Source organism: Microbispora cellulosiformans (assembly GCF_008728085.1).
Taxonomy (GTDB): Bacteria; Actinomycetota; Actinomycetes; order Streptosporangiales; family Streptosporangiaceae; genus Microbispora; species Microbispora amethystogenes.
In genome coordinates, this window is the sequence record NZ_VYTZ01000022.1 from 18,065 (window position 1) to 43,775 (window position 25,711).

Genomic DNA, 25,711 nt, shown 5'->3' on the forward strand with positions numbered 1-25,711 from the left:
CAGCCGCTATCGATAACAGATAGGGCAATCTGCGATTGTTCTGGTTATAAGCACCACAGCCGGGGAGATCCGGTCGTTAATCTTCGGAGCGTTTTCCTGCTGAATGGGACGCACCCTCATCGTCCCAGGGAAAGGAGCTTCATGATCCCCCGAGCACGACGCCTGACCATCCCCCTCACCGGCGCGCTCGTCGCGGCCGGCGTGGTCGGCGTGGTCGGCGTCACCCAACCGGCGGCCTCGGCGCAGACCGGTCCCGGTGACGTGACCGTGAAGGCGGCGCCCCAGACGCCCGCCCAGGCGGTCTCCTTCTGGTCCCCGCAACGGATGCGGACGGCCAAGGACTACAGCGAGGAACTCGGCAACTCCGTCAAGGGCTTCGGCAAGGTCAGCACGACCACCCCGGACGGCAAGCCGGGCACGGTCCCGCCGATCGGCGCGGAGAAGGCCAAGGCGGGGGTGTCCCGGCAGGTCAACCTGCCGAACACGGTCGGCCGGGTGTTCTTCACGCTGCCCGGCCAGAACCCGCTCGACCCCCGGAGCTGGAAGTACTGCTCCGGCACGTCCGTGCAGAGCAGGTTCCGCAACGTGGTCGCCACCTCGGCGCACTGCGTGTACGACCCGGTGTCGAACCAGTTCTACGACAACTGGATCTTCATTCCCTCCTACTGGGACGGCAACCAGGTGTGGGAGGGCAAGGCGCCGTACGGCATCTATCCCGCCAAGTGGTTCCAGGCGCACGACGACTTCGTGGTCAAGGAGGACTACGACTACGACTACGCGTTCGTGAACGTGTCGTCGGGCTTCCGGCTCACGCCGAAGAAGGTCGGCTCCGCCACGCAGTACACGACCACCCCGGCGGGCCGCCTGGGCGACAACGTGGGCGGCCAGGGCTTCACCTGGAACCGCAGCACGAAGGTCAAGGTGTTCTCGTTCGGCTACCCGGCGGGCCCGCACCCGGACGGCGACCGGCCGTTCACCGGGCGGACGATGAAGTGGTGCTACGGCCGGACGACTCCCATGCCGGCCGCACCGAAGTACAACCTCCAGGAGCACATCGGGTTCAGGTGCGGCATGACCGCCGGCGCGAGCGGCGGCCCGTGGCTGCTCGACTACAAGAGCAGGACCCGGAAGGGCTACCTGAACGGCATCAACAGCGTCGCCTGGGACAGCGACGGCAACGACCGGTACGACCGGATCTCCTCGCCGTACTTCAACAGCGAGACCTACGACGTCTACGCGGCGGCCGCCAACCGGTGGACGCAGTGACGCGGGCGGTCTGACCGCACAGCCATTCGGTCAGGCGCGCACGTCCAGGTGGACGAGGGCCCGGCGGGCGACCGCCGGGCCCTTCGCATGCTTACGTCCCGCCTACGCCGGATGCGGTGGAATGCGTAAGACGCCCAAACTCAGAAGTCGAACAGCGCGCCGGTGGACGACCGCATCTCGCAGTCGTTGCCGAAGGTGCGCCGGAGCTGGAAGTACTTCCCGTCCCAGATACCGCTGGCGGTGACCGTCACAGGTGCGTAGATCGTCGCGCAGGGCCCGCTCGGAGGCGGCCACGGGTTCGCCGGGTCGAGGACCGCTCTGCCCAGCCGCGCGCACGCCTCGGCCGGACGGGGATGCGACCCTCCCACCGGAGCGCAGTTCAGGAAGGCCGAGCGGGCCGGCGGATCCGCCTGCACGCCGTTCGCCACAGTCAGGATCGCCACGCGGACGCGGGCGGCCGGGGACGGCTGAGCCAAGCGCGCGATCTCGGGCCACGGCGGCGTGGGCAGGCCTCCCGCCCGCCCGTGGTGCGAATCCGACGCGTGGCCGGACGCCGACGCGTGGCCGGACGGGCCGGCGGCCAAGGCCGCACCGGCGAGCAGGACAAGCAGCGTTCTCATTCGATCCCCCCGTTTCCGCTGGTGCCAGCGTTCTCATGGGGGTGCCTCCGAGCAAGCGCACACTCCGCGCCACAAGGAAACCTGACGTACCACAGACCGCTTCGGTTCCGCTGGTTTCATAACGAGCTGGGCAAGAAGCTGTGCCTGAACCGTGTGGATCTGGAAAAATCACCCCTTACTATCCATATCTCCCATCTGAGAGGTCCACGGTGACCAGGAAGCTCGCACTCGCCGGTGGCGCCGCCGCCGCCGCGGGCCTGGCCGCCGTGCTCTGGAGCCAAGGGCCGGCCACACCCGCGACGGCCTCGCCCCACATCGCCGCCGCCCCGGTCTCCGTCGTGAGCGGTCTCAGCAGGAGCGGGGTCAGCAGCTTCGCCCTCGCGCCGGCCCAGGCGGACAAGGAGCGGGTGGCGGCGTACTGGAGTCCCGAGCGGCTCAAGCAGGCGAGCAGTTACGTGCCGAGCACGAAGCCGTCGCCGTCGGCGAAGAGCACCACCTCGGCGCTGGAGGTGGTCCCCGGCGAGGTGAGCCGGGGCGCGACTCCGCTCCGGCGGACATCCGCCTCCCCCCTCGGCGACGCCCCGCCGATGGTGGGCAAGGTCTTCTTCAAGGTGGGCGACAAGCAGTACTGGTGCTCCGCCTCCGCGGTCCACTCGGTCCACCGCAACCTCGTCGCCACCGCCGGGCACTGCGCGTACGCGCTGGCCCAGGACAAGCCGGTGGAGAACTGGATCTTCATCCCGTCCTACCACGACGGGGTGGCCCCCAAGGGGATCTTCGTCGGCCACACGCTCTACATGCACGAGGACTTCGCGGGCCAGGGCGACTTCGACCGCGACTACGCCTTCGTGACCGTGCACCGGGGCTTCACCTGGCAGCCGTACACGGAGCAGGGCAGGTTCAAGTATCGGGCCGTGGACGTGGGGCGCCTGGAGGACAAGGCCGGCGCCTTCCTGTTCACCTCCGCCAAGCCGCTCGCCCGGCGCGTCAGCGCCTTCGGCTACCCCGCGGGGGCCCACCCCGACGGCACCCGCCCGTACGACGGCCAGACGGTGCGGACCTGCTCGGGCACGACGGAGAAGAAGACCGTCAGCGCGCCGACCTGGCAACTGGAGCACGGGGTGCGCCTGCCCGGCTGCGCCTTCACCGCCGGCGCGAGCGGCGGCCCCTGGGTCGCCGGCTACAACTCCGCCAAGCGGACCGGCTACCTGACCGGGGTCACCAGCCTGACCTGGAACCTCAGCGGTGGCGGGCGTCTCGACGCCGCCTCCACGCCGTACTTCAACACGCTCACCAGGCGGGTGTACACGCAAGCCTGTCGACAGGGCACCGGCTGAGCCCGGCTCATGTTCTGGGTGTGATTTAGCTCACATCGCGATCTCTCTGTAGTCGCGCTGTGTACCGATCTTTACACGGACCGCTCTCGACCGGACCTGCGCCGATGCCGATTCGTGATCCTCTTCCTGACAAGGACTGTCGAAGATAACCGTCAAGTAACGGGCGGGACTACCCGGAAAGCACGCAAAACAGGGGTAAAGAGCGCAGGTACTGTCTTTACTAGCCCTTTACACACGGGTGGGACGCCTGAGGCGTACCACACGACAGCACCTGGAGATTCATGAACACCCGAGTCAGGCGCCTGCTCCTCCCCATCGGAGGCATCGCCGCCGCCGGCCTCGTCGGGGCCACCCTGGCAGTGCCGGCTCAGGCCGCCCGTGACACGGCCTCGGACACCCTGGCCGCGAGCGGGATCGCCGCGAAGAACATCGTCGCCTTCTGGCTCAGCGAGAAGGCCGCCAACCTGGTCAACGCCACCCCGTACGACCACGAGACCCTGGTCCCGGCGAAGCACATCTCCAAGGGCGGGCCGTCCGCGGACAGCAAGCCGGGTACCGTCGCCCCCACGGGCGGCGGTACCAAGGCCAGCGGCTCTTCCAAGAACGTGAACCTGCCGCGTACCACCGGCAAGGTCTTCTTCGTCGGCGCGGACCACCGGCCGCACTGGTGCACCGCCACCTCGCTGCAGTCGAAGTACCACAACGTGGTCGCCACCGCCGGCCACTGCGTGTACGACACCGAGTCGAACAAGGCCACCATGAAGTACTGGGTCTTCGTGCCCGGCTACTACCAGGGCAAGGCTCCGTGGGGCATCTACGTCGGCAAGACGGCCTACACCCACTACGACTTCGACGTCTACGAGGACGGCGACCGCGACTACGCGTTCGTGACCGTCTACAACGGCATCAAGGCCGGCCGTGGCGGCGACCTGCGCAACGTCGCCGAGTGGAGCTGGAAGCAGGTCAGCAAGAAGGAGTACGACAGGTACGACCGCTTCATCCGCAAGGCCAAGGGCGGCAAGTACTACGTGGTCAAGTTCACCGACGCCGGTCGCCTCGGCGACAACGTCGGCGGCCAGGGCTTCGCCTACAACCAGAAGGTCGGCAAGTACGTCTACGTGTTCGGCTACCCGAGCGGCTCGCACCCGGACGGCAACCACGCCTTCTCCGGCAACACCCTCAAGTGGTCGTACGGCAAGACCTTCGCCGCCAAGGCCCCGGCCATCAAGGCCGAGGAACTGGTGGGCGTGAAGTCCTCCTTCACCGGTGAGGGCTCCTCGGGCTCGGCGTGGCTCCTCAACTACCAGAGCAGCCGCCGCCTCGGCTACCTGAACGGCGTCACCAGCGGTGTCTCCGACACCGACGGCAACGACCGGATCGACACCAGCGTCTCCCCGTACTTCGACGGCGAGACCTACGGCGTCTACAAGGCCGCCGCCAACGTCTGGTCCGGCTCCATCGCCTGATCCGCCTGATCGTCGTACTGCGGCGACACCCCCCACGGAAGGCCCGGCTGTCCTCAGCCGGGCCTTCCGGCGTACCGACGGAAATTCTGTGCGGGAGGTGTAAACCCAGCAATGGGGAAAGGCGACTCTGCCCGATGCGAATGACCAGGTCAATCCGCGTCGACACGATCCGTTCCATCTATTCGATGTGATTTGTATCACATCGGAAACCTGGCCTCGCCGTCACTTCTCTCCACAGCGTTCGGTCAGAAAACTCCCAGGGAACTCCCAGACTGCGGAAATGATCCGGGGGACGGGTCGACAGAAGGGTTTGCGCACCGTCAGTCAGGTAACGCGAAGATCTCGGCGTCCTGCGGGGGTCCGGACCCCAGCTTGTTCGCCTGTTTCGGTCCAAATCGGGGCTGTATGGTCTGGCCATCCCTCTTCTGACGGATGGGACGCAAGAGGCGTCTCACGACAGACCAAGGAGTTCCCCATGAAGCGCACTCTGGCTTTCGGTGGCCTTGTCGCCACCGCCGGCCTCCTGGCCGCGGGCCTCGCCGCCCCGGCTCAGGCCACCCCGCAGGACGTCGCCAGCGACGCACTCGCCAACAACGGCATCGCGGCTTGGTCCACGGCCGCGTACTGGTTCAACAACGCGTACGCGAACCTGGTCAACGCGACGCCCTACACCGTCGAGACCAAGGTCGTCGCCAAGCACATCTCCAAGGGCGGGCCGTCCGCGGACAGCAAGCCCGGCGTGGTGCCGGCGATCGGCGACGAGAAGAAGACCGCGGCCAAGTCGAAGAACGTGAACCTGCCCAAGACCACGGGCAAGGTGTTCTTCAACGGCTCCGACGGCAGGCCGCACTGGTGCACCGCCACCTCCGTGCAGTCGGCGTACCACAACATGGTCGCGACCGCCGGACACTGTGTCTACGACACCGAGTCCAACGCGGCCACGCTGAACAACTGGGTCTTCGTCCCGGGTTACTACCAGGGCAAGACCCCGTGGGGCATCTACGTGGGTAAGACCGCGTACACGCACTACGACTACGACGTGTACGAGGACGGCGACCGCGACTACGCGTTCGTCACCGTGTACAACGGCCTCAAGATGCCGCACGACGGCGTGATCGCTCCCTTCGGTCCGGCCAACCCCGGTGCTTGGAAGGAGGTCTCCAAGGAGACCTTCAACAAGTTCCCGGCGTGGTACCGCACCTCCGGCTTCTGCCACCAGAACAACGGCCACTACTACGTGTGGGCGTTCGTGGACGCGGGTCGCCTGGGCGACAACGTGGGTGGCCAGGGTCTGGCCTACAACCAGAAGATCGGCCAGCCGGTCTTCGTGTTCGGCTACCCGAGCGGCAAGCACCCCGACGGCAACCAGGCCTTCACCGGCAAGACCCTCAAGTGGACGTACGGCAAGACCTTCGCCGCGCAGGCCCCGGCCATCAAGGCCGAGGAGCTGCAGGCCGTCAAGTCGTCCTTCACCGGCGAGGGCGCGCTCGGCTCGTCCTGGCTGCTCAAGTACAACAACGGCCGTCGTCTCGGCTACCTGAACGGCGTGACCATCGGCGTCTCCGACACCGACGGCAACGACCGCTACGACACCTCCATCTCCCCGTACTTCGACGGTGAGACCTACGGCGTCTACAGCGCGGCCAAGAACAACTGGTCCGGTTCCATCGCGGTGCCTTTCGAGAACCCGCTGAACCACTGATCCCAGCGGATCAGGCTTGACGAAGAGCCCGGCCCCAGGCCGGGCTCTTTCGTTTTCTCCGAACGTGCGATGCCGGCCTTATTCGCCCGCGGTAGAAGTAAACCGAGCGAGGACCTCGAGCGACGTGGCCGGAAACGCGCCTTTCCCATCCGCGGCGTCACGCCACCATTCGGCCACCGTACGTGAGGAATGGGCGCCTTAGACGGATCAGCCGCCCGACCAGTGCCATCGACGTGGTGTGATTCGTGTCACAGCGATTCCTGACGGCGCCACACAGGGATTTCCACAGTTGATGGTGAAAATCTGGAAGGAAGATTCTCTAGCTGCGGCAACGGCCTACCCGGGACGGCCGGCCCCTCTCTGCCGATCATGTAACGAAATAGCTACAAGAGGGCGATGCCGGGTTTGGCACCAAAAGCCGACATACCCGCGAAAGGCCTGCGCTGTATGGTTCTGCCTATCCCTTTACTGACGCATGGGACGCATGAGGCGTCTCACGACAGACCAAGGAGTTCCAAATGAAGCGCACTCTCGCCTTCGGTGGCCTCGTCGCCACCGCCGGGCTCCTGGCCGCGGGCCTTTCCGCCCCCGCCCAGGCGGCTGGTGACGTCGCCAGCGCCCCGCTGGCCGCCACCGGTATCCAGGCCAAGAACATCGCCGCCTTCTGGCTGACGGAGAACGCGGCCAACCTGATCGCCGCCACGCCGTACACCGTTGAGACCAAGGTCGCCGCCAAGCACATCTCCAAGGGCGGGCCGTCCGCGGACAGCAAGCCGGGTGTCGTGCCGGCGATCGGCGACGAGAAGAAGACCGCCGCCAAGTCGAAGAACGTCAACCTGCCCAAGACCACCGGCAAGGTGTTCTTCGCCGACGGGTGGAAGTTCGAGACCGTCCGCCGGACCGTCGACGGCCGGCAGTTCGAGTACAAGCGGCCCGTCGCGATCAACCCGCACTGGTGCACGGCGACCTCGGTGCAGGCGGCCTACCGCAACCTGGTGGCGACCGCCGGTCACTGTGTCTACGACACCGTGTCCAACAGGGCCACGATGAACAACTGGGTGTTCGTCCCCGGTTACTACCAGGGCAAGACCCCGTGGGGTGTCTACGTGGGTAAGACCGCGTACACGCACTACGACTACGACGTGTACGAGGACGGCGACCGCGACTACGCGTTCGTCACCGTGTACAACGGCATCAAGTTCCCGCCGAACGGGTTCGCCGAGGCTTGGTCCATCATCCGGAAGGCGATGTGGACCAAGGACTGGTCTGAGGTCGAGAAGTACGTCGGCTTCAAGGAGGTCGACGAGGCGACCTACAACGCCTACGTCAAGGAGGACGCCCTCCCGGCGGGCTACAAGGTCGACGAGCACGGCAAGAAGCACTACTACGTGCTGAAGTTCACCGACGCGGGTCGTCTCGGCGACAACGTCGGCGGACAGGGCCTGGCCTACAACCAGAAGATCGGCCAGCCGGTCTTCGTGTTCGGCTACCCCAGCGGGTCGCACCCGGACGGCAACTACGCCTTCACCGGCAAGACCCTCAAGTGGACGTACGGCAAGACCTTCGCCGCGCAGGCCCCGGCCATCAAGGCCGAGGAGCTGCAGGGCGTCAAGTCCTCCTTCACCGGCGAGGGCTCGCTCGGCTCGGCGTGGCTGCTCAAGTACAACAACGGCCGTCGTCTCGGCTACCTGAACGGCGTGACCATCGGCGTCTCCGACACCGACGGCAACGACCGCTACGACACCTCCGTCTCCCCGTACTTCGACGGCGAGACCTACGGCGTCTACAGCGCGGCCAAGAACAACTGGTCCGGCTCGATCGCCTAACTCTCCCTGAGAGCGCAAGCGGTCACCCGTCAGGGGTCCACACCCTGACACGGTCCACCCGAAGGGCCCGGCTTCCGAGCCGGGCCCTTTCGGCGTCTCCGGGGACCGGAGGCAGGGATTCCGGGCGCGATTAGACGGTTCGGCCGCCGATTCCGCTCCCTTCCAGAGATGTGATTTAGGTCACATACCTCACATCCGCCCCCGACCCGCCCTCCCTCACAGCGAGGATTCAGCCTTCCGCCCCACCTGCGCACTCGGCCCCGTTTCGGCCACCCCAAACCGGAAGAGTGCTCTATCACGGAACGGTAACGCGCCGGAGGCTCCCCTCCGCGGTGCTCCGAACGCTTTCTGTCATGAAGATCTGCCCGGTATGTTCCTTGGCGATCCCTTTACTGACGCATGGGACGCATGAGGCGCCCCACGACAGAGCAAGGAGCACACCCTCAATGAAGCGCACCCTGGCTTTCGGTGGCCTCGTCGCCACCGCCGGCCTCCTCGCCGCCGGTCTCGCCGCCCCCGCCCAGGCGGCCGGCAGGGGCTGGTCCCACGACAACATGGCCGCCACGAACCCCGCGGCCCTCCAGGTCATCAAGTACTGGCGGGGCGAGCGGGCGTCGAACTTCGAGAAGGCCACGCCGTACGCCGTCGAGACCAAGGTCGCCGCCAAGCACCTCTCCAAGGGTGGCCCCTCGGCCGACAGCAAGCCCGGCGTCGTCCCGGCCATCGGCGACGAGAAGAAGTCGAGCAGCACCTCGAAGAACGTGAACCTGCCCAAGACCACGGGCAAGGTGTTCTTCCGCGGCGCCGACGGCAGGCCGCACTGGTGCACCGCCACCTCCGTGCAGTCGACCTACCACAACCTGGTCGCGACCGCGGGTCACTGTGTCTACGACACGGAGTCGAACAAGGCCACGATGGACTACTGGGTGTTCGTCCCGGGCTACTACCAGGGCAAGACCCCGTGGGGCATCTACGTCGGCAAGACCGCCTACACCCACTACGACTACGACGTGTACGAGGACGGCGACCGCGACTACGCGTTCGTCACCGTGTACAACGGCGTGCTCCCGTCGTGGGAGAAGCGCAGGCTCGTCATCAAGGACGTCGGCCGCCTCGGCGACAACGTCGGTGGTCAGGGCCTGGCCTACAACCAGAAGATCGGCAGCTCGGTCTACGTCTTCGGTTACCCGAGCGGCTCGCACCCGGACGGCAACCACGCCTTCTCCGGCAAGACCCTCAAGTGGAGCTACGGCAAGACCTTCGCCGCGACCGCTCCGGCCATCAAGGGCGAGGAGCTGCAGGGCGTCAAGTCCTCCTTCACCGGTGAGGGCTCGCTCGGCTCGGCGTGGCTGCTGCAGTACAAGAGCGCCCGTCGTCTCGGCTACCTGAACGGCGTGACCATCGGCGTCTCCGACACCGACGGCAACGACCGCTACGACACCTCCGTCTCCCCGTACTTCGACGGCGAGACCTACGGCGTCTACAACGCGGCCAAGAACAACTGGTCCGGCAAGATCACCGCCCAGTAGTCCGCACAGTAGTCCTCACGCGAGTCCCACTTGCGTGAGTCTCGCTCGCGTGGACGACCGCACGACCGCGGGCCGGTGGCGAACCCACCGGCCCGCACCCGTGACACCCCGTTCCACCCCCGTCCGGCCGGCGGAGAACCCCTCGGCGGCGACCGAACGGTTCCATCGCACCCGAAGCCCCGGCGCCTGCGCCGGGGCTCGGCGCGTTTCAGGGGCCCCTTAGACGCGCCGCAGGCCGATCCGGTGTCATCCGTTTCATGTGATTTGCATCACACCGTCGTTTTTGTGGACCGAAACAATCACCTCACCGGCCCCTCCTCCCCCACCCTCACGCTTGACCGGCTATCTGGGCAAATGTCGGTTCAAGCCGTAAAAAATGCTCCATGGCGTGAAGATTACGGATTGATCTCGGCCTGTCGGCGGCCCGAGACGGCGCGGGAACCGCTACCGCATCTCAAGATCATCCATGTATGGTCCAGCCATCCCTTCACTGACGGATGGGGCGCATGAGGCGTCTCACGCCAGACCAAGGAGTTTCCCCATGAAGCGCACTCTTGCTTTTGGTGGCCTCGTGGCCACCGCAGGCCTCCTGGCCGCGGGCCTTTCCGCCCCCGCTCAGGCGGCCGGCGACGTCGCCAGCGACCCGCTGGCGTCGACCGGCATCCAGGCCAAGAACATCGCCGCCTTCTGGCTGGCGGAGAACGCGGCCAACCTGATCGCCGCCACGCCGTACAACGTCGAGACCAAGGTCGCCGCCAAGCACCTCTCCAAGGGTGGCCCGTCGGCCGACAGCAAGCCCGGCATCGTTCCGGCGATCGGCGACGAGAAGAAGACCGCCGCCAAGTCGAAGAACGTGAACCTCCCCAAGACCACCGGCAAGGTGTTCTTCGCGGACGGGTTCAAGAACGTGGGCACCCGCGAGAAGCCCAAGTTCGTCGCGGTCAACCCGCACTGGTGCTCGGCCACCTCCGTGCAGTCGACCTACCACAACCTGGTCGCCACCGCCGGTCACTGCGTCTACGACACGGTGTCCAACAAGGCGACCATGAACTACTGGGTGTTCGTCCCGGGTTACTACCAGGGCAAGACCCCGTGGGGCGTGTACGTCGGCAAGACGGCCTACACCCACTACGACTACGACGTCTACGAGGACGGCGACCGCGACTACGCGTTCGTCACCGTCTACAACGGCCTCAAGGTCAACGGTGGCACGGCCGACCGCTCGGCCCCGGTGAACCGCACCGAGGTTCCGAAGGCGACGTGGGACTCCTACGTCAAGAACTTCCCGTTCCTGCTCGCGGGCACCGAGGGCGGCAAGTACTACGTCTGGAAGTTCGTCGACGCGGGTCGCCTCGGCGACAACGTCGGCGGCCAGGGCCTGGCCTACAACCAGAAGATCGGCCAGCCGGTCTTCGTGTTCGGCTACCCCAGCGGCTCGCACCCGGACGGCAACCACGCCTTCTCCGGCAACACCCTCAAGTGGAGCTACGGCAAGACGTTCCCCGCGCAGGCCCCGGCCATCAAGGCGGAGGAGCTGCAGGGCGTCAAGTCCTCCTTCACCGGTGAGGGCTCGCTCGGCTCGGCGTGGCTGCTCAAGTACAACAACGGCCGTCGCCTCGGCTACCTGAACGGCGTGACCATCGGCGTCTCCGACACCGACGGCAACGACCGCTACGACACCTCCGTCTCCCCGTACTTCGACGGCGAGACCTACGGCGTCTACAGCGCGGCCAAGAACAACTGGTCCGGCTCGATCGCCTGAGTGCTCACGCGCTCTGACCGATCCGCTTGACACGCAGGTTGACCCACAGGGCCCGGCTTCGGCCGGGCCCTGTTCCTTTTTTCGCGGTTGTTTCCGACGTGAGGCCTGTGCGCTGTATGTTCCTTCGCATCGCGTCGACGTGTGCCGCGCGGGAGACGTTCCACGGCAAGGAGATCGGGTGAAGCGCATCCTCGCCCCGCTGTCAGGGGCGGTGGCGACGTCCGCGTTGTTCGCCATGCTCGGTGTGGGCGTCCCCGCGCCCGCGCGGGCCTACGACATCACGGTGACGAGCCCGCTGGTCCCCCAGGCGGAGGTCTCCTCCACGCTCGCCTACTGGCTCGGGAACGGCGCGCGTGCGCTCGCCGGCGCGACGCCCTATCTCCTGCCGGTGACGATCGCCGCCACCCCCGTCCCGCGCGGCGACGCGGAGCCCGGCGGCGACCGGGGCGTCGTGCCCGCCGTCGCGGGGGCCAGGCGGGTGCCCGGCGCCTCACGGAACGTCAACCTGCCGCGAACCGCGGGCAGGGTGTTCTTCGTCGGCGCCGACCACCGCCCGCACTGGTGCGCGGGCACCTCGGTCCAGGCCGACCACCGCAACCTCGTCGCGACCGCCGGCCACTGCGTGTACGAGCCCGGGCGGCGGCCCTCCGTGGCGCCCCGGACCTACCGCAACTGGGTCTTCGTGCCCGGTTTCTCCGGGGCCACGGCGCCTCTCGGCGTCTATCCCGGCAAGCAGGCCTTCGCCCACCAGGACTTCACCCGCTACGGCGACCTCGACCGCGACTACGCCTTCGTCAGCGTCCACGACGGCGTGCTGCCTCGCCGGGTCGCGCTTTCCGGCGCCGCGCGGTACGCCGTCTTCACCGGCCCGAAGTACCGCACCCGGACGGGCTACACCGGCGTGCTGCTGACCCGGGCGGGTCGCCTCGGCGACAAGGTGGGAGAGCAGGGCCTGGCCTACAACCTCCCGGTCCGCGGATCTCTCGCCGTCTTCGGCTATCCCGTCGGTCACGCCGCCGGCACTGCGCCCGCCGGTCTGCACCGGTCGTACGGAAGACCGTTTCGCGTCTGGGATCTGACCCAAAAGGCGGACGAACTGGTGGCCGTACACGCGCCCTTCGTTTCCGCGGGGGGATCGCCGTGGCTGGCCGCGTATCGGGGCGGGCGCGGGCTCGGCTATCTCAACGGCCTGACGATCGGCACGTCCGGCCAGTCCATCGCCCTCTCGCCCTACTTCGACGGCGAGTTGTTCCATGTGTACGACGCCGCCCGGCACGAGCGCGTCACTTCTCCCGCCTGAGAGCGCTTCGACCCGTGACCCGCCGCGAAACATACTGGACACAAAAAGGCCCTTAATTCCGGACACGTCTTCTTATCTACGACTTATGACAACAAGCTCTTGTGCTGTAAGTTCCTTGACATCCCTTTACTGACGCATGGGGCGTAAGTGACGTCCCACGTACAGCGCGAGGAGCGACCCCCCTATGAAGAAGCACGTGCTTCTCCCGATCGGCGCGATCGTCGCCGCGGGACTTGCGGCGACGGCCATGACCGCTCCGGCCCAGGCCGGAAAGGTCACCAGCAGCGACAAGCTCGCCAGTGCGGCCGGCGTCGGCGACGTCGTGAAGTTCTGGCTCGACGGCAACGGCTACAAGCTCAAGTCGGCCGACCCGTACGGTATGGAGCACAACCGGGTTCCCAAGCACGTCTCCAAGGGAGCCCCCGCCGCCGACGGCAAGCCGGGCATCGTGCCGGCGATCGGCGACGAGAAGATGACCGCCGCGAAGTCCAAGAACGTCAACCTGCCGAAGACCGTCGGCCGGGTCTTCTTCAGCATCGGCAGCGGCCTCTACTCCTGCTCCGCCTCGTCGGTGCAGTCCGCGTACCACAACCTCGTCGCCACGGCGGGTCACTGTGTCTACGACATCGAGACCAACCACGACGTCGTGGACAACTGGATCTTCATCCCGGGCTACTACGACGGCAAGGCCCCCTGGGGCGTGTACGTCGGCAAGCAGGCGTTCACGCACTACGACTTCGACGTGTACGAGGACGCCGACCGCGACTACGCGTTCGTCACCGTCTACAACGGCATCGGGTACGACCTCCAGAAGAAGTTCGTCGACCGGGGCCCGCTGGGCAACAACGTCGGCGGCCAGGGCCTGGCCTACAACCAGAAGGTCGGCGCGCCGGTCTTCGTGTTCGGCTACCCCTCGGCGCCGCAGGGCGACGGCGACTACGTGTGGACCGGCCAGACGCTCAAGTGGTGCTACGGCAAGCCGTACTTCCCGGTCAAGGAGCCCTCGGTCAAGGCCGAGGAGCAGGTGGGCCTCAAGTGCTCGATGACCGGCGGCTCGTCCGGCGGCCCCTGGATCCTCAAGTACAGCAGCGCCCGTCGTCTCGGCTACATCAACGGTGTGACCAGCCTCGGCGGGGACACCGACGGCAACAGCCGTAGCGACATGATCAGCTCCCCGTACTTCGACGGCGAGACCTTCGGCGTCTACAAGGCGGCCTACTCGCTGTGGTCCGGTTCGCTGGTCCGCAAGGACGGCACGATCGGCATCACCGAGGCCAAGTCCGAGTGACGCCCGCCTCCGGTGGGGTCCGGTCCCTCGCGGCCGGCCCCACCGTGGGCACCCGTTCTCCCGGCGTACGGGGAGGGCGGCGGCGTCACACGCCGACCGCCGCCCTGCCCGTACGCCGGTCACGCTCCAGCAGCGCGGCCACCCGCGGATCCGCGGCGTACGGCGCCAGTCGCCGGCGCAGGTCCGCCACGTAGGTCCGGGTGCGCGCCGACTGGATGCCCTCGGCCGCGTCGAGCGCCGAGGACGCGACCTGGCACGCCTCCTCCAGTTCGCCCTCCTGGATCAGGGCCGAGGCGAGCAGCGCGAGGTTGAACATCCTCCCCCGCACGTACCGCCCGTCCATCACCAGCGACCGCCTGGCCTGCCGTACGGCCTCTCCGCCGTCGCCGAGGTCGCGCAGGCAGTGGGCCGACTTCGCGGCCAGGTAGGCCTCGTCGAAGTAGCCGATCCAACGGGGCTCGTTCTGCGGAGAGCGCCGGCCGAAGGCGATCTCGGCCTCGTGCAGCGCGTTTCCGCACCCCGCCCGGTCCCCCAGCAGCGCGAGGGCGTGCGCCTCCAGCACGCGCGTCTCGGCGAGCAGGGTGCGGACCCCCGAGCGCCGGGCCGCCTCGACCCCCGCCCTGGCCAGCTCCAGCCCGTGCCGGGCGTGCCCGATGTAGACGGCCTGGTGGCTCATCCCGGCCAGGATCTCGCCGCTCAGCGCGTGGTCGCCCGCGCCCCGCGCCAGGCCGAGCGCCTGAATGAGGTAGCGCTGCGCGAGCCCGTGCCGCTCCAGGTCGTAGGCCATCCATCCGGCGAGCCGGGTCAGCTCGGCCGCCGCGGTCGCGAGCGACCGCCCGGTGGCCTCGCCGTACGCGCCCTCGCGCAGCAGCGGCGTCACGGCGGTGTGCAGGTAACGCACGACCGGCCCGCGCACGCTGCCGCCGCCGAACCGGTTGTCGAGTTCCCCGAACGACCGGGTGACCTCCCGGATCGCGGCGACGTCCGAGGCCCCGACCCGGCGCGGCCCGGCCGCGGAGAGCCGCTCCGCGGCCGGCGCCGCCAGCCAGTGAGCGAGTCCCGCCGAACCCGCGCCCAGGGCGAAGGTGGAGTCGAGCAGGAACCTGCGCCGCTCGACATCGGCTCTCCACAGTGCTGTCACGCTTGCCACACCCTCCTGCCACGAATGGGGGAACCGCTGTCCCACGCCGAGGCCGCCGAGCCGTCGGGCCAGGCACCTGATGCGGTCGAGATCACGTCGCATCGCTCTTCCAACCGGGGACAGGCAACAGCCGATGGGGTTACGGAGAGCTTTCTTTATAGCACCTACAGTGACGAGGTAAAGGGATTCCCAAGGGCCGGCGACGGAAAAAGGGCCGGGCGCCGCACGGCGCCCGGCCCCTCCGCCCGGTCAGGGGGCGGGATCACTTACGCGCGACGCCGTCCTCGCGGGCCTGCCGCGCGACGGCGGCGATCACCGCGGGGGCGACCCGGGCGTCGAACGGCGAGGGGATCACGTAGCTCTCCGACAGGTCGTCCCCGACCACGGCCGCGAGCGCCTCGGCCGCCGCCACCTTCATGTTCTCCGTGATGGTCCTGGCGCGGACGTCGAGAGCGCCCCGGAAGACCCCCGGGAAGGCCAGCACGTTGTTGATCTGGTTGGGGTGGTCGGACCGGCCGGTGGCGACCACGCGGGCGTACCGGGCCGCCACCGAGGGCTCGACCTCGGGCGTGGGGTTGGACAGCGCGAACACGATCGAGTCCCGCGCCATCCCGGCGACGGCCCGCTCGGAGATGGTGGAGCCGGAGAGCCCGACGAACACGTCGGCCCCGGCGAGGGCCCCCTCGGTGGAGCCGGTCAGGCCCGCCTTGTTGGTGTCCCTGGCCAGCGCCCGCTTGACCTGGTTCAGGTCGTCGCGGCCGGGGTGGATGATCCCCTTGGAGTCGGCGACCGCGATGTCGCCGATCCCGGCGTTCAGCAGGATCCGCGAGACGGCGACGCCGGAGGCGCCCGCGCCGGCGACGACGGCGCGCAGGTCGCCGAGCGACCGCCCGGTGAGGCGGGCCGCGTTGCGCAGCGCGGCGAGGACCACGATCGCGGTGCCGTGCTGGTCGTCGTGGAAGACGGGGATGTCGAGAAGCGCCCGCAGGCGGTCCTCCACCTCGAAGCAGCGGGGGGCGCTGATGTCCTCGAGGTTGACGCCGCCGAACGAGGGCGCGAGCCGGACCACGGTCTCGACGATCGCGTCCACGTCCGTGCAGTCGATGCAGACGGGCACCGCGTCCACGCCCGCGAACTGCTTGAACAGCAGGGCCTTGCCCTCCATCACGGGCATCGCGGCGGCGGGCCCGATGTCGCCGAGCCCCAGCACCGCGGTGCCGTCGGAGACCACGGCCACGACGTTGGAGACCCAGGTGTAGTCGTTGACCAGGTCGGGGTTGTCGGCGATGGCGGTGCAGACGCGGGCGACGCCCGGGGTGTACGCGAGCGACAGGTCTGCGGCGTCGCGGACCGGGACGGTGGAGCGGACCTCCAGCTTGCCGCCGCGGTGCAGCGCGAAAGCGGGATCCAGATCGAGAGAAGTCAAGGAATCAGGCGTAACGGTCACAGCGACCCCAGTGTCGAAAGGACGAGTTCCTTCGGTAGACGCCGTCAAGAGAACGAGAGCCCAGGCTTCGGTAGCCGCCGGAGGCCGTCGTCGTTGACGGTCGTCTCTTGAGGGGGTACGGGGGTCACCCGTCTCCCGATTGTGCCACACGAACCACCGCACACCCCTCCCCCGGCGACCCCAGATCGTTGCCCCTATTGGTGTTCCCCCAGGCCACGAGGCGTGTAATACTCGGCTTTGCCAGTGATCTCTTACGTACATGGGCGCCCCAGTGGACTTGACGTCTTACGCCGAGCTGGCCGTTCAGCTGGTCAACATGGGCGACGAGCTCAGAAACCCCTTCTCCCTGCGGTCGCTGCTGGAGGAGACGGGCCGTACGGAGGCGGCCTCCCGCCTCACCCGGCGTGACGTCGACGCGCTGTGGGAGCTCCGCGAGGAACTCACGGGGGTGTTCGAGGCCGCGGCGGGCGGAGACGACGTCGACGTGGTCGACCGGCTCAACGGCCTGCTGGTCCGGCATCCCGTGCATCCGCAGATCTCCGGCCACGACGGCCAGCCCTGGCACCTGCACCTGACCGAGGGCGGCCGGGTCGCCGACGCCCTGTCGGTCGGGTCGGTCATGGGCCTCGCCAGCGTGGTGACCCGCCTCGGCGTGGACCGGCTCGGCCTCTGCCAGGCGTCGCCGTGCCGCAACGCCTACATCGACACCTCCTCCAACCGGTCACGCCGCTACTGCTCGGAGCGGTGCGCCAGCCGGGCCAACGTGGCGGCGTACCGGGCCCGCAAGCGCGGCGCCTGACCCGCCTGACCCGACGCCCGCGTCAGGCGGGCGGCGCGGGGAAGCGCAGCGCGGGCCGGGGCCAGTAGCGCAGCACGACCCTGCCCAGGACGTCGCCTTCGGGCACCGCGCCGAAGTCCCAGCTGTCGCGGCGCCCGGGGGCCGACTGATTGTCGCTCTCCAGCCACCAGCCGTCGCCGGTGAGCCGGAAGGCCCGCTTGACGATCAGCCCGTGCGGCCGCCTGGCGACCACCACGTCGCCGGGCCGCACGGCGGCGCCGAGCCGTACCAGCAGCCAGTCTCCGGGCCGCAGCGCGGGCCGCATCGAGTCGCCGGAGACACATACGGCGGTGAGCACATCCCCCTCCGCGTGGCGTTTTCGAGACGAGTAAGGTCGGTTCTGGAACGGTGCTGTCATCAGCATTCCTAAGGAAGGATTCCGATGCTCGCACGACTGCTGCGACCCCGGCACGAGGCGTCCGCTCACTGCGACCTGCCGTGCGGGGTCTACGACCCGGCGCAGGCCCGTATCGAGGCCGAGTCGGTGAAGGCGATCATTAAGAAGTACGCCGACAACGACGACCCGGTCTTCCGGACGCGCGCGCTGCTCATCAAGGAACAGCGGGCCGAGCTGGTCAAGCATCACCTCTGGGTGCTGTGGACCGACTACTTCAAGCCGCCGCACCTTGAGCAGTACCCCCAGCTCCACCAGCTCTTCTGGGACGCCACGAAGCTCGCGGGCGCGGCCGGTGCCAAGGGCACCGTCGACCCCGGGCTGGCCGACGACCTCCTGGCGAAGATCGAGGAGATCTCCAAGATCTTCTGGGAGACCAAGGCCGCCTGAGCCGGGTGCGACCCGGCCCCGCACGGCCATGCCGCGCGGGGCCGGGTTGCCCGGAAAGCGGCCCCGGAAAGCATCCCAGAGCACGTGACAAGGGCATGTACGTCAGGCGCGACGAAACCCCATAGAGGCTTCGTATTCGGTACTACGGAATTTACGAGGAGTTACCTCCAAGGAACGCCATAATCGGCGCGTCTGGCCGGGGCAGCACCGTCCAAGTGGCGGTAAGTTGCAGTCAGCGGCAGTGAGCCGGCTCGAAGGGGCGAGGAGGAACGTGACCGAGGAAACCGAGACGCCTGCGGTGGATCTGACCGGGATTCGCGACGCTGTGAGTGTCCGGCTGCCCGCCGTGAGCGCCTATCTGTCCGTGCTGCGCACGGCCACCGCCGGGCTCGCCGCACGGCTCGACTTCACCCTCGACCAGATCGAGGACCTGCGCATCGCGGTGGACGAGGCCTGCGCCATGCTGCTGCGGCACGCCGTACCCGGAACGGACCTTCTCGCGGAGTTCGAACTCACCGGCCCGGAGATGACGGTGCGCGTCGAGGTGAACACCCTCGGCGTCAGCTCGCCCAACCGGGAGGACTTCGCCTGGATGGTGCTGACCGCGCTGGCCGACGACGTGGACGCCATCTCCGACCACGCCGACCATCTGGCGATCATGCTGCGTAAGCGCCGGAGCGCGGCGGGGCCGTCGTGACGGAAAGGACGAGTGCGATGGCCTCCGGCGACTCGGCGGCGGTGCCGGACCGCGTACGCGCGCGCACGCTCTTCGCCGAGCTCTCGGAGCTGCCGCCGGAGGACCCGAGGCGCCAGCGGATCCGCGACGAGCTGGTCGAGCTCCACCTGCCACTCGTGGAGTACCTCGCCCGCCGGTTCCGCAACAGGGGCGAGTGGCTCGACGACCTGACGCAGGTCGCCACGATCGGTCTCATCAAGTCGATCGACCGCTTCGACCTCGGCCGCGGCGTGGAGTTCTCCACGTACGCGACCCCGACCATCGTCGGGGAGATCAAGCGGCACTTCCGCGACAAGGGCTGGGCGGTCCGCGTGCCGCGCCGGCTGCAGGAGCTCAAGCTCTCGCTCACCAAGGCGATAAGCGAGCTGTCACAGCGGGAGAGCCGGGCGCCCACGGTCGCCGAGCTCGCCGTCCACCTGGGGATGAGCGAGGAGGAGGTCCTGGAGGGCCTGGAGTCGGCCAACGCCTACTCCACCGTGTCGCTCGACGCGCCCGACTCGGGCGACGACGACGCTCCCGCCGTGTCCGACTCGCTCGGCATCGTGGACGAGTCGCTGGAGGGCGTGGAGTACCGCGAGTCGCTCAAGCCACTGCTGGAGCGCCTGCCGCCGCGGGAGAAGAGAATCCTGCTGCTGCGCTTCTTCGGCAACATGACGCAGTCCCAGATCGCCACCGAGCTGGGCATCTCGCAGATGCACGTGTCCCGGCTGCTCGCCCGGACCCTGGCCCAGCTCCGCGAGGGCCTGACCGCCGAGGACTGAGATCCGGACCGGCGAGCCGGACAGGAACGACTGAGACGCCGCACTCCCCCCGGCGGCGCTCGGTCAGCCGGGTGGGCCCTGCCGGATCAGGAGGCGTCCTCGCCCATCAGCGCGTGGGTCGAGGCCGGAGCGAGCAACGCGACCAGGGCCGTGACGGCGGCGACGACGAGCGGCACGCCGAAGCCGTACTGCGCCGACTGGATCAGCGTGATCGCGACAGGCAGCGCGAAGATCTGGGTGACGACCGCCGGTCCCCTGCTCCAGCGCAGCACGTGCCACAGGCCCCAGGCGACCCAGATCAGGCCGGCCCCGCCGAGCACGCCGAACCCGGCCACCGCGATGCCGGTCACCAGGTCGGTGGGCTTGCCGACCAAAGTCTCGACGCCGACATAGCCGCCCATCACGACGGCGAGCAGGCCCTCGGCGGCCAGGACGGCTGCGGCCACCGTGAGCGTCGCGGGGCGGCCGGCGGAACTGCTGATCACAACGCCCAACCCTACCCGTACAGATGGCCGGCCTCCCGGGAGAGGCGTCACCCGGCGGAAGCGGTAAACGGTTCGTTAACCTTCAGGCATGCGGGCTCTCCTCCTCGTGAATCCCAAGGCCACCTCGACGCACCGGCGCACGCGGGACGTGCTGATCCGGGCGCTCGGCGCCGCCGTGGACCTGTCGGTCGAGGAGACCGCCTACCGTGGCCACGCGACCACCCTCGCCGCGACGGCGCGGGCCAAGGGGTTCGACGCGGTGGCGGTGCTCGGCGGCGACGGAACGATCAACGAGACCGTCAACGGACTGCTCCAGGCCCATCCGGGCGGGCGCGCGAGCGAGCGGCCGGCCCTCATCGTCATCCCCGGCGGCAGCGCGAACGTCTTCGCCCGCGCCCTCGGGCTGCCCAACAACCCGGTCGAGGCGACCGGAGCCGTCCTGGAGGCGCTGCGCGAGGACCGGCGCCGCGTCATCGGACTCGGACAGGCGATTTGGCACGATGAGGTTTCGGGCCCCGATCCGGGGGCAGGAGCGGGCCCTGACCATCAAAGGTCCCGATATTTCACATTTTGTGCAGGGCTGGGATACGACGCGGAGGTCGTCCGGGCCGTGGAGGGTCTGCGGAGCGCGGGATACCGCGCACTGCCCGCCCTCTACGTGAGCACGGCGGTGCGTCACTTCTTCGTGACCGACCGGCGGCGTCCGGCGATCCGGCTGGCGCGTCCCGGCCTGCCCACAGAGGATGGGATTTTCCAGGCGATCGTGTCGAACACGGCGCCCTGGACGTACGCCGGTACACGTCCGATCAACCCGACACCATGGGCCGGCTTCGAGACGGGGCTCGATCTACTCGGGCTCCGCAGGCTGAATCTGCCCGCCATGCTCTCGCTGGTCCGCCAGATCATCGGAGAGCACCGGGGATTGCCGCGCGGTAAACACCTCGTTCAGACGCATGACGAAGAGGAGTTCACCCTCCTCGCCTCCCGGCCGGTGGCCTTCCAGCTCGACGGCGACTACCTGGGAGAACACGAGTGGGTGATCTTTCGCGCTATCCCGGACGCGTTACAAGTCCTCGTCTAAGCTGTTACATGTAGTCATAGTGTGACGCATCCGACAGCCACGGCGGGCAAAACCTTGTCCCAAACCTCTTGTGTGGTGTTGGTACGGCTGAAAAGCTGAATCACGACGTCGGAACGTAGGACCTTTACGGAGACCACAGCCTCTGTAAGGGCCCCCGGCGATCGCGTGGACGCGCCCCGGCCCCTAACCCTGGAACCGGGTAAACGTCCGCCCTAGTTAGTGAAAGAGTTCACAAAGTTGACGGCCAGCGGAGCCACGACGGCTCCATCTGACGAAGGAGTGGAACGCATGGACTGGCGCCACCGCGCTGCCTGCCGTGACGTGGACCCCGAACTGTTCTTCCCGATCGGGAACACCGGTCCCGCGCTCATGCAGATCGACGAAGCCAAGCAGGTGTGCCGGCGATGCACGGTCGCCGACTCCTGCCTGAAGTGGGCCCTGGAGTCCGGCCAGGACGCCGGCGTCTGGGGCGGACTGAGCGAGGACGAGCGCCGCGCACTCAAGCGCCGCACCGCTCGTGCCCGCGCCCGTGCCGCCGTCTGATCACACGTCTGACCACGGCCGTCCGGCCGCCGTACGCGACCGTCCTCGGTGAATGCCCTCGCGGCGTTCACCGGACGGCGGCGCGCGCTCGTCAGCACGCTCGTCGCGCTCATCACGTCGGTCGCGCCATGTGAGTCGCATGGTGAGTCGCATCATGGTGGCTCGCACCGGTCGATCGACGGTGCCGACCACCTTGCTGATCGCACCGTGCCGATCGCGTTCTGCCGGTCATCGCGTCTACTATGGCATCCCCCACACCGCCGCGCTGAGGCGGGGTGCCCCTCACGCGTGTCAGGCGGGCTGCACCGGGATGCTGATCCGCACCTCGGTCCCCCCGCCGTCCCTCCCGGCCACGCCCAGGCGGCCCGACAGCTCGCCGACGACCAGCGTGCGGACGATCTGGAGCCCTAGGCTCCCGGTCGCCTCCAGGTCGAAGTCCGCGGGCAGGCCCTTGCCGTCGTCGGCCACCACCACCTCGAGCCGGTCGGCGTCCCGCCTGACGACGACCTGCACGTTGCCCGAGGAATGCGCGAAGCCGTGCTCGACCGCGTTCTGGAGCAGCTCCGTCAGCACCATCGCGATCGGGGTCGCGACCGCCGCGGGAAGCACGCCGAAGCCGCCCGTCCGCTTGATCGCCACCTGCGCGACAGCCACCTCCGCCGTCATCGCGATGACCCGGTCGGCGATGTCGTCGAACTCGACCATCTCCTCCGGCATCTGCGCCAGGATCTCGTGGACGATCGCGATCGACCCGACCCGGCGCACCGCCTCGTTCAGGGCCTCCTGCCCCTCGGGATTGTTCAGGCGGCGCGCCTGGAGCCGCAGCAACGCCGCCACGGTCTGCAGGTTGTTCTTCACCCGGTGATGGATCTCCCGGATCGTCGCGTCCTTGGTCAGCAGCTCGCGCTCGCGCCGCCGCAGCTCGGTCACGTCGCGGATCAGCACCAGCGCGCCGATGCGGCCGCCCCCGACGATCAGCGGGATCGCCCGTAGCTGCACGACCGTGCCGCCGTTCTCCACCTCGGTCTCCCGGGGGGCCCGCCCGCTGGCGACGAGCATCAGATCCTCGTTGATCGGCTCGTCCGAGTAGCACAGGTCGGCGGTCGTCTTCCCGAGGTCCGCGCCCACGAGGTCGGCGTGCAGGCCGAGGCGGCGGTACGCCGACAGGGCGTTCGGCGAGGCGTAGGTGACCCGGCCGGCCTTGTCCAGCCGGAGCAGGCCGTCGCCCACGCGGGGCGACCTGACCAGGATCGGCTCCTCCTCCGCGAACGGGAACCTGCCCTCCGCCACCATCTGCGCGAGGTCGGAGGCGCTCTGCAGGTACGTCAGCTCCAGCCGGGAGGGGGTGCGCGCCGACGACAGGTTCGTGGACCGCTGGATCACCCCGATGATCGAGCCCTCCCTGCCCCGCCGTACGGGGATGGTCTCCTCACGCACCGGCACGCCGCTCGACCAGTCGGGGTCTCCCTCCCGGCAGATGCGGCGCTCGGCCCAGGCCACGTCGATCAGCGGCCGCTCTCCCGCGGCCACGGACATCCCGACCACGTCGTCGTGGTAGACGGTGGGACCGGTCGTGGGACGCATCTGGGCCACCGCCAGCCACCTCGTGCCGCCCTGGTCGGGAACCCAGAGGATCAGGTCGGCGAACGACAGGTCGGCGAGCAGCTGCCAGTCGGAGACCAGGGAGTGAATCCAGTCGAGGTCGGCGGATTCGAGTGCGGTGTGACGCGACACGAGGTCGCTGAGAGTCGGCACGTGTGCATGATGCGCCGCCTGCCGGGCCGAAAGCGAATCGACCTTCGTCACCTGGCAGGATGCACCTCATGACAGGGCGGATATGACGGGGCCGATATGACAGGGCCGATGGACAGGCTGCGCGCGGCGACGGCGCGGCGGGAGGAGGCGGGCCTGCGGCGGGCCCTGCGCCCGCGCACGCCGGACCACGACGGGCTGCTCGACCTCGCCTCCAACGACTACCTCGGCCTCTCGCGGGACGAGCGGATCGTCGAGGCGGCCGTCCGCGCCACCCGCGAATGGGGGGCGGGCTCCACGGGGTCGCGCCTGGTGACCGGGTCGACCCGGCTGCACGCGGAGCTGGAGGACCGGCTCGCCGCCTTCGCGGGCGCGTCCGGCGCCCTGGTGTTCTCGTCGGGATACCTCGCCAACCTCGCCGCCGTCGCCGCCCTCGGACGGGACGGGCTGATCGTCTCCGACGCCGGCAACCACGCCTCGATCGTGGACGCCTGCCGGCTGTCGCGGTCGCGGGTCGTGGTCACGCCGCACGGGGACGCCGAGGCGGTGACCAAGGTCCTGGCCGAACGGCACGAGGAGCACGCCCTCGTCGTCACCGACGCCGTGTTCTCCGTCGACGGAGACGTCGCGCCGCTGCGCGCCCTGCACGAAGCCGCCGTACGGCACGGCGCGCTGCTCGTGGTGGACGAGGCCCACGCGCTCGGCGTCGTCGGCGACCACGGCAGGGGCGCGACGCACGCGGCCGGGCTCGCCGACCGGCCGGACGTCGTGCGGACCGTCACGTTGTCGAAGTCGCTGGGCTCCCAGGGCGGCGCGGTCCTGGGCGCCCCCGAGGTGATCGGCACGCTCGTCGACACGGGCCGGTCGTTCATCTTCGACACCGGCCTCGCCCCCGGGTGCGCGGGGGCCGCCCTGGCCGCCCTCGACCTGCTGGAGGCGTCTCCCGGCCTGCCCGCCCGCGCCCGCGAGAGGGCGCGCGAGCTGGCCGCGCTGGCCCGCAGGCTCGGCCTGGAGACGGCCGACCCCGCCGCCGCCGTGGTGCCGGTGGTGCTCGGCCCGCCCCGGCTCGCGCTCGAGGCGGCGGCACTGTGTGCGGATCACGGGGTGCGCGTGGGATGCTTCCGCCCACCGTCGGTGCCCCAGGGCCGCGCGTGTCTGCGGTTGACCGCACGTGCCGATCTGCGGTCCGATGATCTCGTGGTGGTCCGGGGTGCGCTCACCGCTGTGGCCGAGTTGACGAAAGGGCCGAGTCGAGGGTGGGACAGGTGACGGAGCGCAGCGAGGACTCTCCTCGCGTGCCTAAGTACTACGACGTGAAGCGGAGTCTCCTGGAACTCACCAAGAGCCTGCCCGCGGGCAGCGCGCTCCCGCCCGAGCGCGCCCTGGCCGTACGCTTCGAGACCTCGCGGACGACGGTCCGGCAGGCGCTGTCGGAGCTGGTGGTCGAGGGCAGGCTGCTGCGCATCCAGGGCAAGGGCACGTTCGTCGCGCAGCCCAAGGTCGCGCAGGTGCTCCAGCTCACCTCTTATACGGGTGACCTGCGCACGGTCGGGCTGGAGCCGGACACCAAGATCCTCGACATCAGCTACGTCACCGCCGACGAGACGCTCGGCCGACGGCTGGCCGTCAACCCCGGCAGCCGGGTGCTGCGCATCCATCGTCTCCGCCTGGCCAACGGCGAGCCGATGTCGATCGACACCACGCACCTGTCCGCCCGCCGCTTCCCCCGGCTGCGGCGGGAGCTGGAGGTGCACTCCTCGCTGTACGAGACGCTGCACAACGCCTACAACGTGCGGCTGACCGACGCGGAGGAGGTCATAGAGACCGTGCTCGCCACGCCGTACGACGCGCAGGTGCTCGGGGTGGACGTCGGCCTGCCGATGCTGCTGCTGACCCGGCACGCCTTCGACGCCGACGGCAACCCGGTCGAGTACGCCCAGTCGCTCTACCGCGGCGACCGCTACAAGTTCGTCACCCGCCTCCGCCGCCCCTGATGGTCACCGAGCGAGCCGAGGGGCGCGCCGCCGATCTGGACTGAGGAGAGAGG

Annotated in this window: 23 protein-coding genes; 17 read left to right on the forward strand and 6 right to left on the reverse strand. The window is 68.8% G+C overall.

The window, feature by feature from the left end; genetic code table 11:
* Nucleotides 1–141 precede the first annotated feature (141 nt).
* Nucleotides 142–1,266, forward strand: a complete 1,125-nt coding sequence (locus F5972_RS34720) for a trypsin-like serine peptidase (RefSeq protein ID WP_150940047.1) — start codon at nucleotides 142–144, stop codon at nucleotides 1,264–1,266.
* A gap of 140 nt (nucleotides 1,267–1,406) precedes the next feature.
* Here F5972_RS34720 and F5972_RS34725 read toward each other — a convergent pair whose 3' ends face one another.
* Entirely contained in the window at nucleotides 1,407–1,886 is a 480-nt protein-coding gene (locus F5972_RS34725; RefSeq protein WP_150940049.1) for an SSI family serine proteinase inhibitor, read from the reverse strand.
* A gap of 209 nt (nucleotides 1,887–2,095) precedes the next feature.
* On the opposite strand from F5972_RS34725, the gene F5972_RS34730 reads away from it, so the two are divergent.
* The 8 genes from F5972_RS34730 to F5972_RS34765 all read left to right on the forward strand — a co-directional run bounded on the left by F5972_RS34730 (nucleotide 2,096) and on the right by F5972_RS34765 (nucleotide 14,096).
* Nucleotides 2,096–3,223, forward strand: a complete 1,128-nt coding sequence (locus tag F5972_RS34730) for a trypsin-like serine peptidase (protein WP_150940051.1) — start codon at nucleotides 2,096–2,098, stop codon at nucleotides 3,221–3,223.
* A 281-nt stretch (nucleotides 3,224–3,504) separates the two neighbouring features.
* Nucleotides 3,505–4,689 carry a trypsin-like serine peptidase gene (locus F5972_RS34735; RefSeq protein ID WP_150940053.1) on the forward strand — a complete coding sequence of 395 codons (1,185 nt, stop codon included), beginning with the start codon at nucleotides 3,505–3,507 and terminating at the stop codon, nucleotides 4,687–4,689.
* A gap of 475 nt (nucleotides 4,690–5,164) precedes the next feature.
* Nucleotides 5,165–6,391, forward strand: a complete 1,227-nt coding sequence (locus tag F5972_RS34740; RefSeq protein WP_150940059.1) for a trypsin-like serine peptidase — start codon at nucleotides 5,165–5,167, stop codon at nucleotides 6,389–6,391.
* A 518-nt stretch (nucleotides 6,392–6,909) separates the two neighbouring features.
* Nucleotides 6,910–8,217, forward strand: a complete 1,308-nt coding sequence (locus tag F5972_RS34745; RefSeq protein WP_150940062.1) for a trypsin-like serine peptidase — start codon at nucleotides 6,910–6,912, stop codon at nucleotides 8,215–8,217.
* Between the two features lie 446 nt (nucleotides 8,218–8,663).
* Nucleotides 8,664–9,746, forward strand: a complete 1,083-nt coding sequence (locus F5972_RS34750; RefSeq protein WP_150940064.1) for a trypsin-like serine peptidase — start codon at nucleotides 8,664–8,666, stop codon at nucleotides 9,744–9,746.
* A gap of 541 nt (nucleotides 9,747–10,287) precedes the next feature.
* On the forward strand, nucleotides 10,288–11,508 hold the full coding sequence (locus F5972_RS34755) for a trypsin-like serine peptidase (protein ID WP_150940066.1): 1,221 nt from the start codon (nucleotides 10,288–10,290) through the stop codon (nucleotides 11,506–11,508).
* A 178-nt stretch (nucleotides 11,509–11,686) separates the two neighbouring features.
* Nucleotides 11,687–12,808, forward strand: coding sequence for a trypsin-like serine peptidase (locus tag F5972_RS34760; protein ID WP_150940068.1), 1,122 nt, complete (start codon nucleotides 11,687–11,689; stop codon nucleotides 12,806–12,808).
* 184 nt (nucleotides 12,809–12,992) lie between these two features.
* Nucleotides 12,993–14,096, forward strand: a complete 1,104-nt coding sequence (locus tag F5972_RS34765) for a trypsin-like serine peptidase (protein ID WP_150940069.1) — start codon at nucleotides 12,993–12,995, stop codon at nucleotides 14,094–14,096.
* Nucleotides 14,097–14,181: 85 nt separating this feature from the next.
* Here F5972_RS34765 and F5972_RS34770 read toward each other — a convergent pair whose 3' ends face one another.
* Together F5972_RS34770 and F5972_RS34775 are read right to left on the reverse strand one after the other, a co-directional pair.
* Nucleotides 14,182–15,237, reverse strand: coding sequence for a hypothetical protein (locus F5972_RS34770; protein WP_191910468.1), 1,056 nt, complete (start codon nucleotides 15,235–15,237; stop codon nucleotides 14,182–14,184).
* A 262-nt stretch (nucleotides 15,238–15,499) separates the two neighbouring features.
* Entirely contained in the window at nucleotides 15,500–16,663 is a 1,164-nt protein-coding gene (locus tag F5972_RS34775; protein ID WP_239101841.1) for an NAD(P)-dependent malic enzyme, read from the reverse strand.
* 292 nt (nucleotides 16,664–16,955) lie between these two features.
* Between F5972_RS34775 and F5972_RS34780 the strand changes: the two genes are divergently transcribed.
* Nucleotides 16,956–17,483, forward strand: a complete 528-nt coding sequence (locus F5972_RS34780; protein WP_225312169.1) for a CGNR zinc finger domain-containing protein — start codon at nucleotides 16,956–16,958, stop codon at nucleotides 17,481–17,483.
* Nucleotides 17,484–17,505: 22 nt separating this feature from the next.
* Here the strand turns inward: F5972_RS34780 and F5972_RS34785 are convergent, their stop codons facing one another.
* On the reverse strand, nucleotides 17,506–17,820 hold the full coding sequence (locus F5972_RS34785; protein WP_225312170.1) for a S24 family peptidase: 315 nt from the start codon (nucleotides 17,818–17,820) through the stop codon (nucleotides 17,506–17,508).
* Nucleotides 17,821–17,904: 84 nt separating this feature from the next.
* Between F5972_RS34785 and sodN the strand changes: the two genes are divergently transcribed.
* The 3 genes from sodN (at nucleotide 17,905) to F5972_RS34800 (ending at nucleotide 19,803) form a co-directional block, all read left to right on the forward strand.
* Nucleotides 17,905–18,306, forward strand: a complete 402-nt coding sequence (gene sodN, locus F5972_RS34790) for a superoxide dismutase, Ni (protein ID WP_111700802.1) — start codon at nucleotides 17,905–17,907, stop codon at nucleotides 18,304–18,306.
* 271 nt (nucleotides 18,307–18,577) lie between these two features.
* Nucleotides 18,578–19,003 carry an ATP-binding protein gene (locus tag F5972_RS34795; protein ID WP_150940075.1) on the forward strand — a complete coding sequence of 142 codons (426 nt, stop codon included), beginning with the start codon at nucleotides 18,578–18,580 and terminating at the stop codon, nucleotides 19,001–19,003.
* A 17-nt stretch (nucleotides 19,004–19,020) separates the two neighbouring features.
* Nucleotides 19,021–19,803, forward strand: coding sequence for an RNA polymerase sigma factor SigF (locus F5972_RS34800; RefSeq protein ID WP_204289453.1), 783 nt, complete (start codon nucleotides 19,021–19,023; stop codon nucleotides 19,801–19,803).
* Nucleotides 19,804–19,889: 86 nt separating this feature from the next.
* Here F5972_RS34800 and F5972_RS34805 read toward each other — a convergent pair whose 3' ends face one another.
* The gene (locus F5972_RS34805) at nucleotides 19,890–20,288 is read right to left on the reverse strand and encodes a hypothetical protein (RefSeq protein WP_225312171.1); all 399 of its coding nucleotides are present in this window, start codon (nucleotides 20,286–20,288) and stop codon (nucleotides 19,890–19,892) included.
* Nucleotides 20,289–20,376: 88 nt separating this feature from the next.
* Between F5972_RS34805 and F5972_RS34810 the strand changes: the two genes are divergently transcribed.
* Both F5972_RS34810 and F5972_RS34815 read left to right on the forward strand, forming a co-directional pair.
* Complete coding sequence (locus F5972_RS34810) at nucleotides 20,377–21,369, forward strand: diacylglycerol/lipid kinase family protein (protein WP_150940079.1); 993 nt, start codon at nucleotides 20,377–20,379, stop codon at nucleotides 21,367–21,369.
* A 288-nt stretch (nucleotides 21,370–21,657) separates the two neighbouring features.
* A complete protein-coding gene (locus F5972_RS34815; protein ID WP_111700805.1) occupies nucleotides 21,658–21,912 on the forward strand; it encodes a WhiB family transcriptional regulator in 255 nt (84 codons plus the stop codon).
* A 291-nt stretch (nucleotides 21,913–22,203) separates the two neighbouring features.
* Here the strand turns inward: F5972_RS34815 and F5972_RS34820 are convergent, their stop codons facing one another.
* The gene (locus tag F5972_RS34820; RefSeq protein ID WP_150940081.1) at nucleotides 22,204–23,667 is read right to left on the reverse strand and encodes a sensor histidine kinase; all 1,464 of its coding nucleotides are present in this window, start codon (nucleotides 23,665–23,667) and stop codon (nucleotides 22,204–22,206) included.
* A 108-nt stretch (nucleotides 23,668–23,775) separates the two neighbouring features.
* Between F5972_RS34820 and F5972_RS34825 the strand changes: the two genes are divergently transcribed.
* Complete coding sequence (locus F5972_RS34825; RefSeq protein WP_225312172.1) at nucleotides 23,776–24,933, forward strand: 8-amino-7-oxononanoate synthase; 1,158 nt, start codon at nucleotides 23,776–23,778, stop codon at nucleotides 24,931–24,933.
* A complete protein-coding gene (locus tag F5972_RS34830; protein WP_150940085.1) occupies nucleotides 24,930–25,658 on the forward strand; it encodes a GntR family transcriptional regulator in 729 nt (242 codons plus the stop codon). The genes F5972_RS34825 and F5972_RS34830 overlap by 4 nt, the downstream gene beginning before the upstream one ends.
* The last annotated feature ends 53 nt before the right edge of the window (nucleotides 25,659–25,711 follow it).

What these genes read in the sequence shown, in the direction of transcription:
- F5972_RS34745 (WP_150940062.1), top strand. Translation starts at nt 6,910, where the DNA reads ATGAAGCGCACTCTCGCCTTCGGTGGCCTCGTCGCCACCGCCGGGCTC.
- F5972_RS34750 (WP_150940064.1), top strand. Translation starts at nt 8,664, where the DNA reads ATGAAGCGCACCCTGGCTTTCGGTGGCCTCGTCGCCACCGCCGGCCTC.
- F5972_RS34810 (WP_150940079.1), top strand. Translation starts at nt 20,377, where the DNA reads ATGCGGGCTCTCCTCCTCGTGAATCCCAAGGCCACCTCGACGCACCGG.
- F5972_RS34720 (WP_150940047.1), top strand. Translation starts at nt 142, where the DNA reads ATGATCCCCCGAGCACGACGCCTGACCATCCCCCTCACCGGCGCGCTC.
- F5972_RS34825 (WP_225312172.1), top strand. Translation starts at nt 23,776, where the DNA reads ATGGACAGGCTGCGCGCGGCGACGGCGCGGCGGGAGGAGGCGGGCCTG.
- F5972_RS34735 (WP_150940053.1), top strand. Translation starts at nt 3,505, where the DNA reads ATGAACACCCGAGTCAGGCGCCTGCTCCTCCCCATCGGAGGCATCGCC.
- sodN (WP_111700802.1), top strand. Translation starts at nt 17,905, where the DNA reads ATGCTCGCACGACTGCTGCGACCCCGGCACGAGGCGTCCGCTCACTGC.
- F5972_RS34815 (WP_111700805.1), top strand. Translation starts at nt 21,658, where the DNA reads ATGGACTGGCGCCACCGCGCTGCCTGCCGTGACGTGGACCCCGAACTG.
- F5972_RS34740 (WP_150940059.1), top strand. Translation starts at nt 5,165, where the DNA reads ATGAAGCGCACTCTGGCTTTCGGTGGCCTTGTCGCCACCGCCGGCCTC.
- F5972_RS34765 (WP_150940069.1), top strand. Translation starts at nt 12,993, where the DNA reads ATGAAGAAGCACGTGCTTCTCCCGATCGGCGCGATCGTCGCCGCGGGA.
- F5972_RS34800 (WP_204289453.1), top strand. Translation starts at nt 19,021, where the DNA reads ATGGCCTCCGGCGACTCGGCGGCGGTGCCGGACCGCGTACGCGCGCGC.
- F5972_RS34725 (WP_150940049.1), bottom strand. Translation starts at nt 1,886, where the DNA reads ATGAGAACGCTGCTTGTCCTGCTCGCCGGTGCGGCCTTGGCCGCCGGC.
- F5972_RS34755 (WP_150940066.1), top strand. Translation starts at nt 10,288, where the DNA reads ATGAAGCGCACTCTTGCTTTTGGTGGCCTCGTGGCCACCGCAGGCCTC.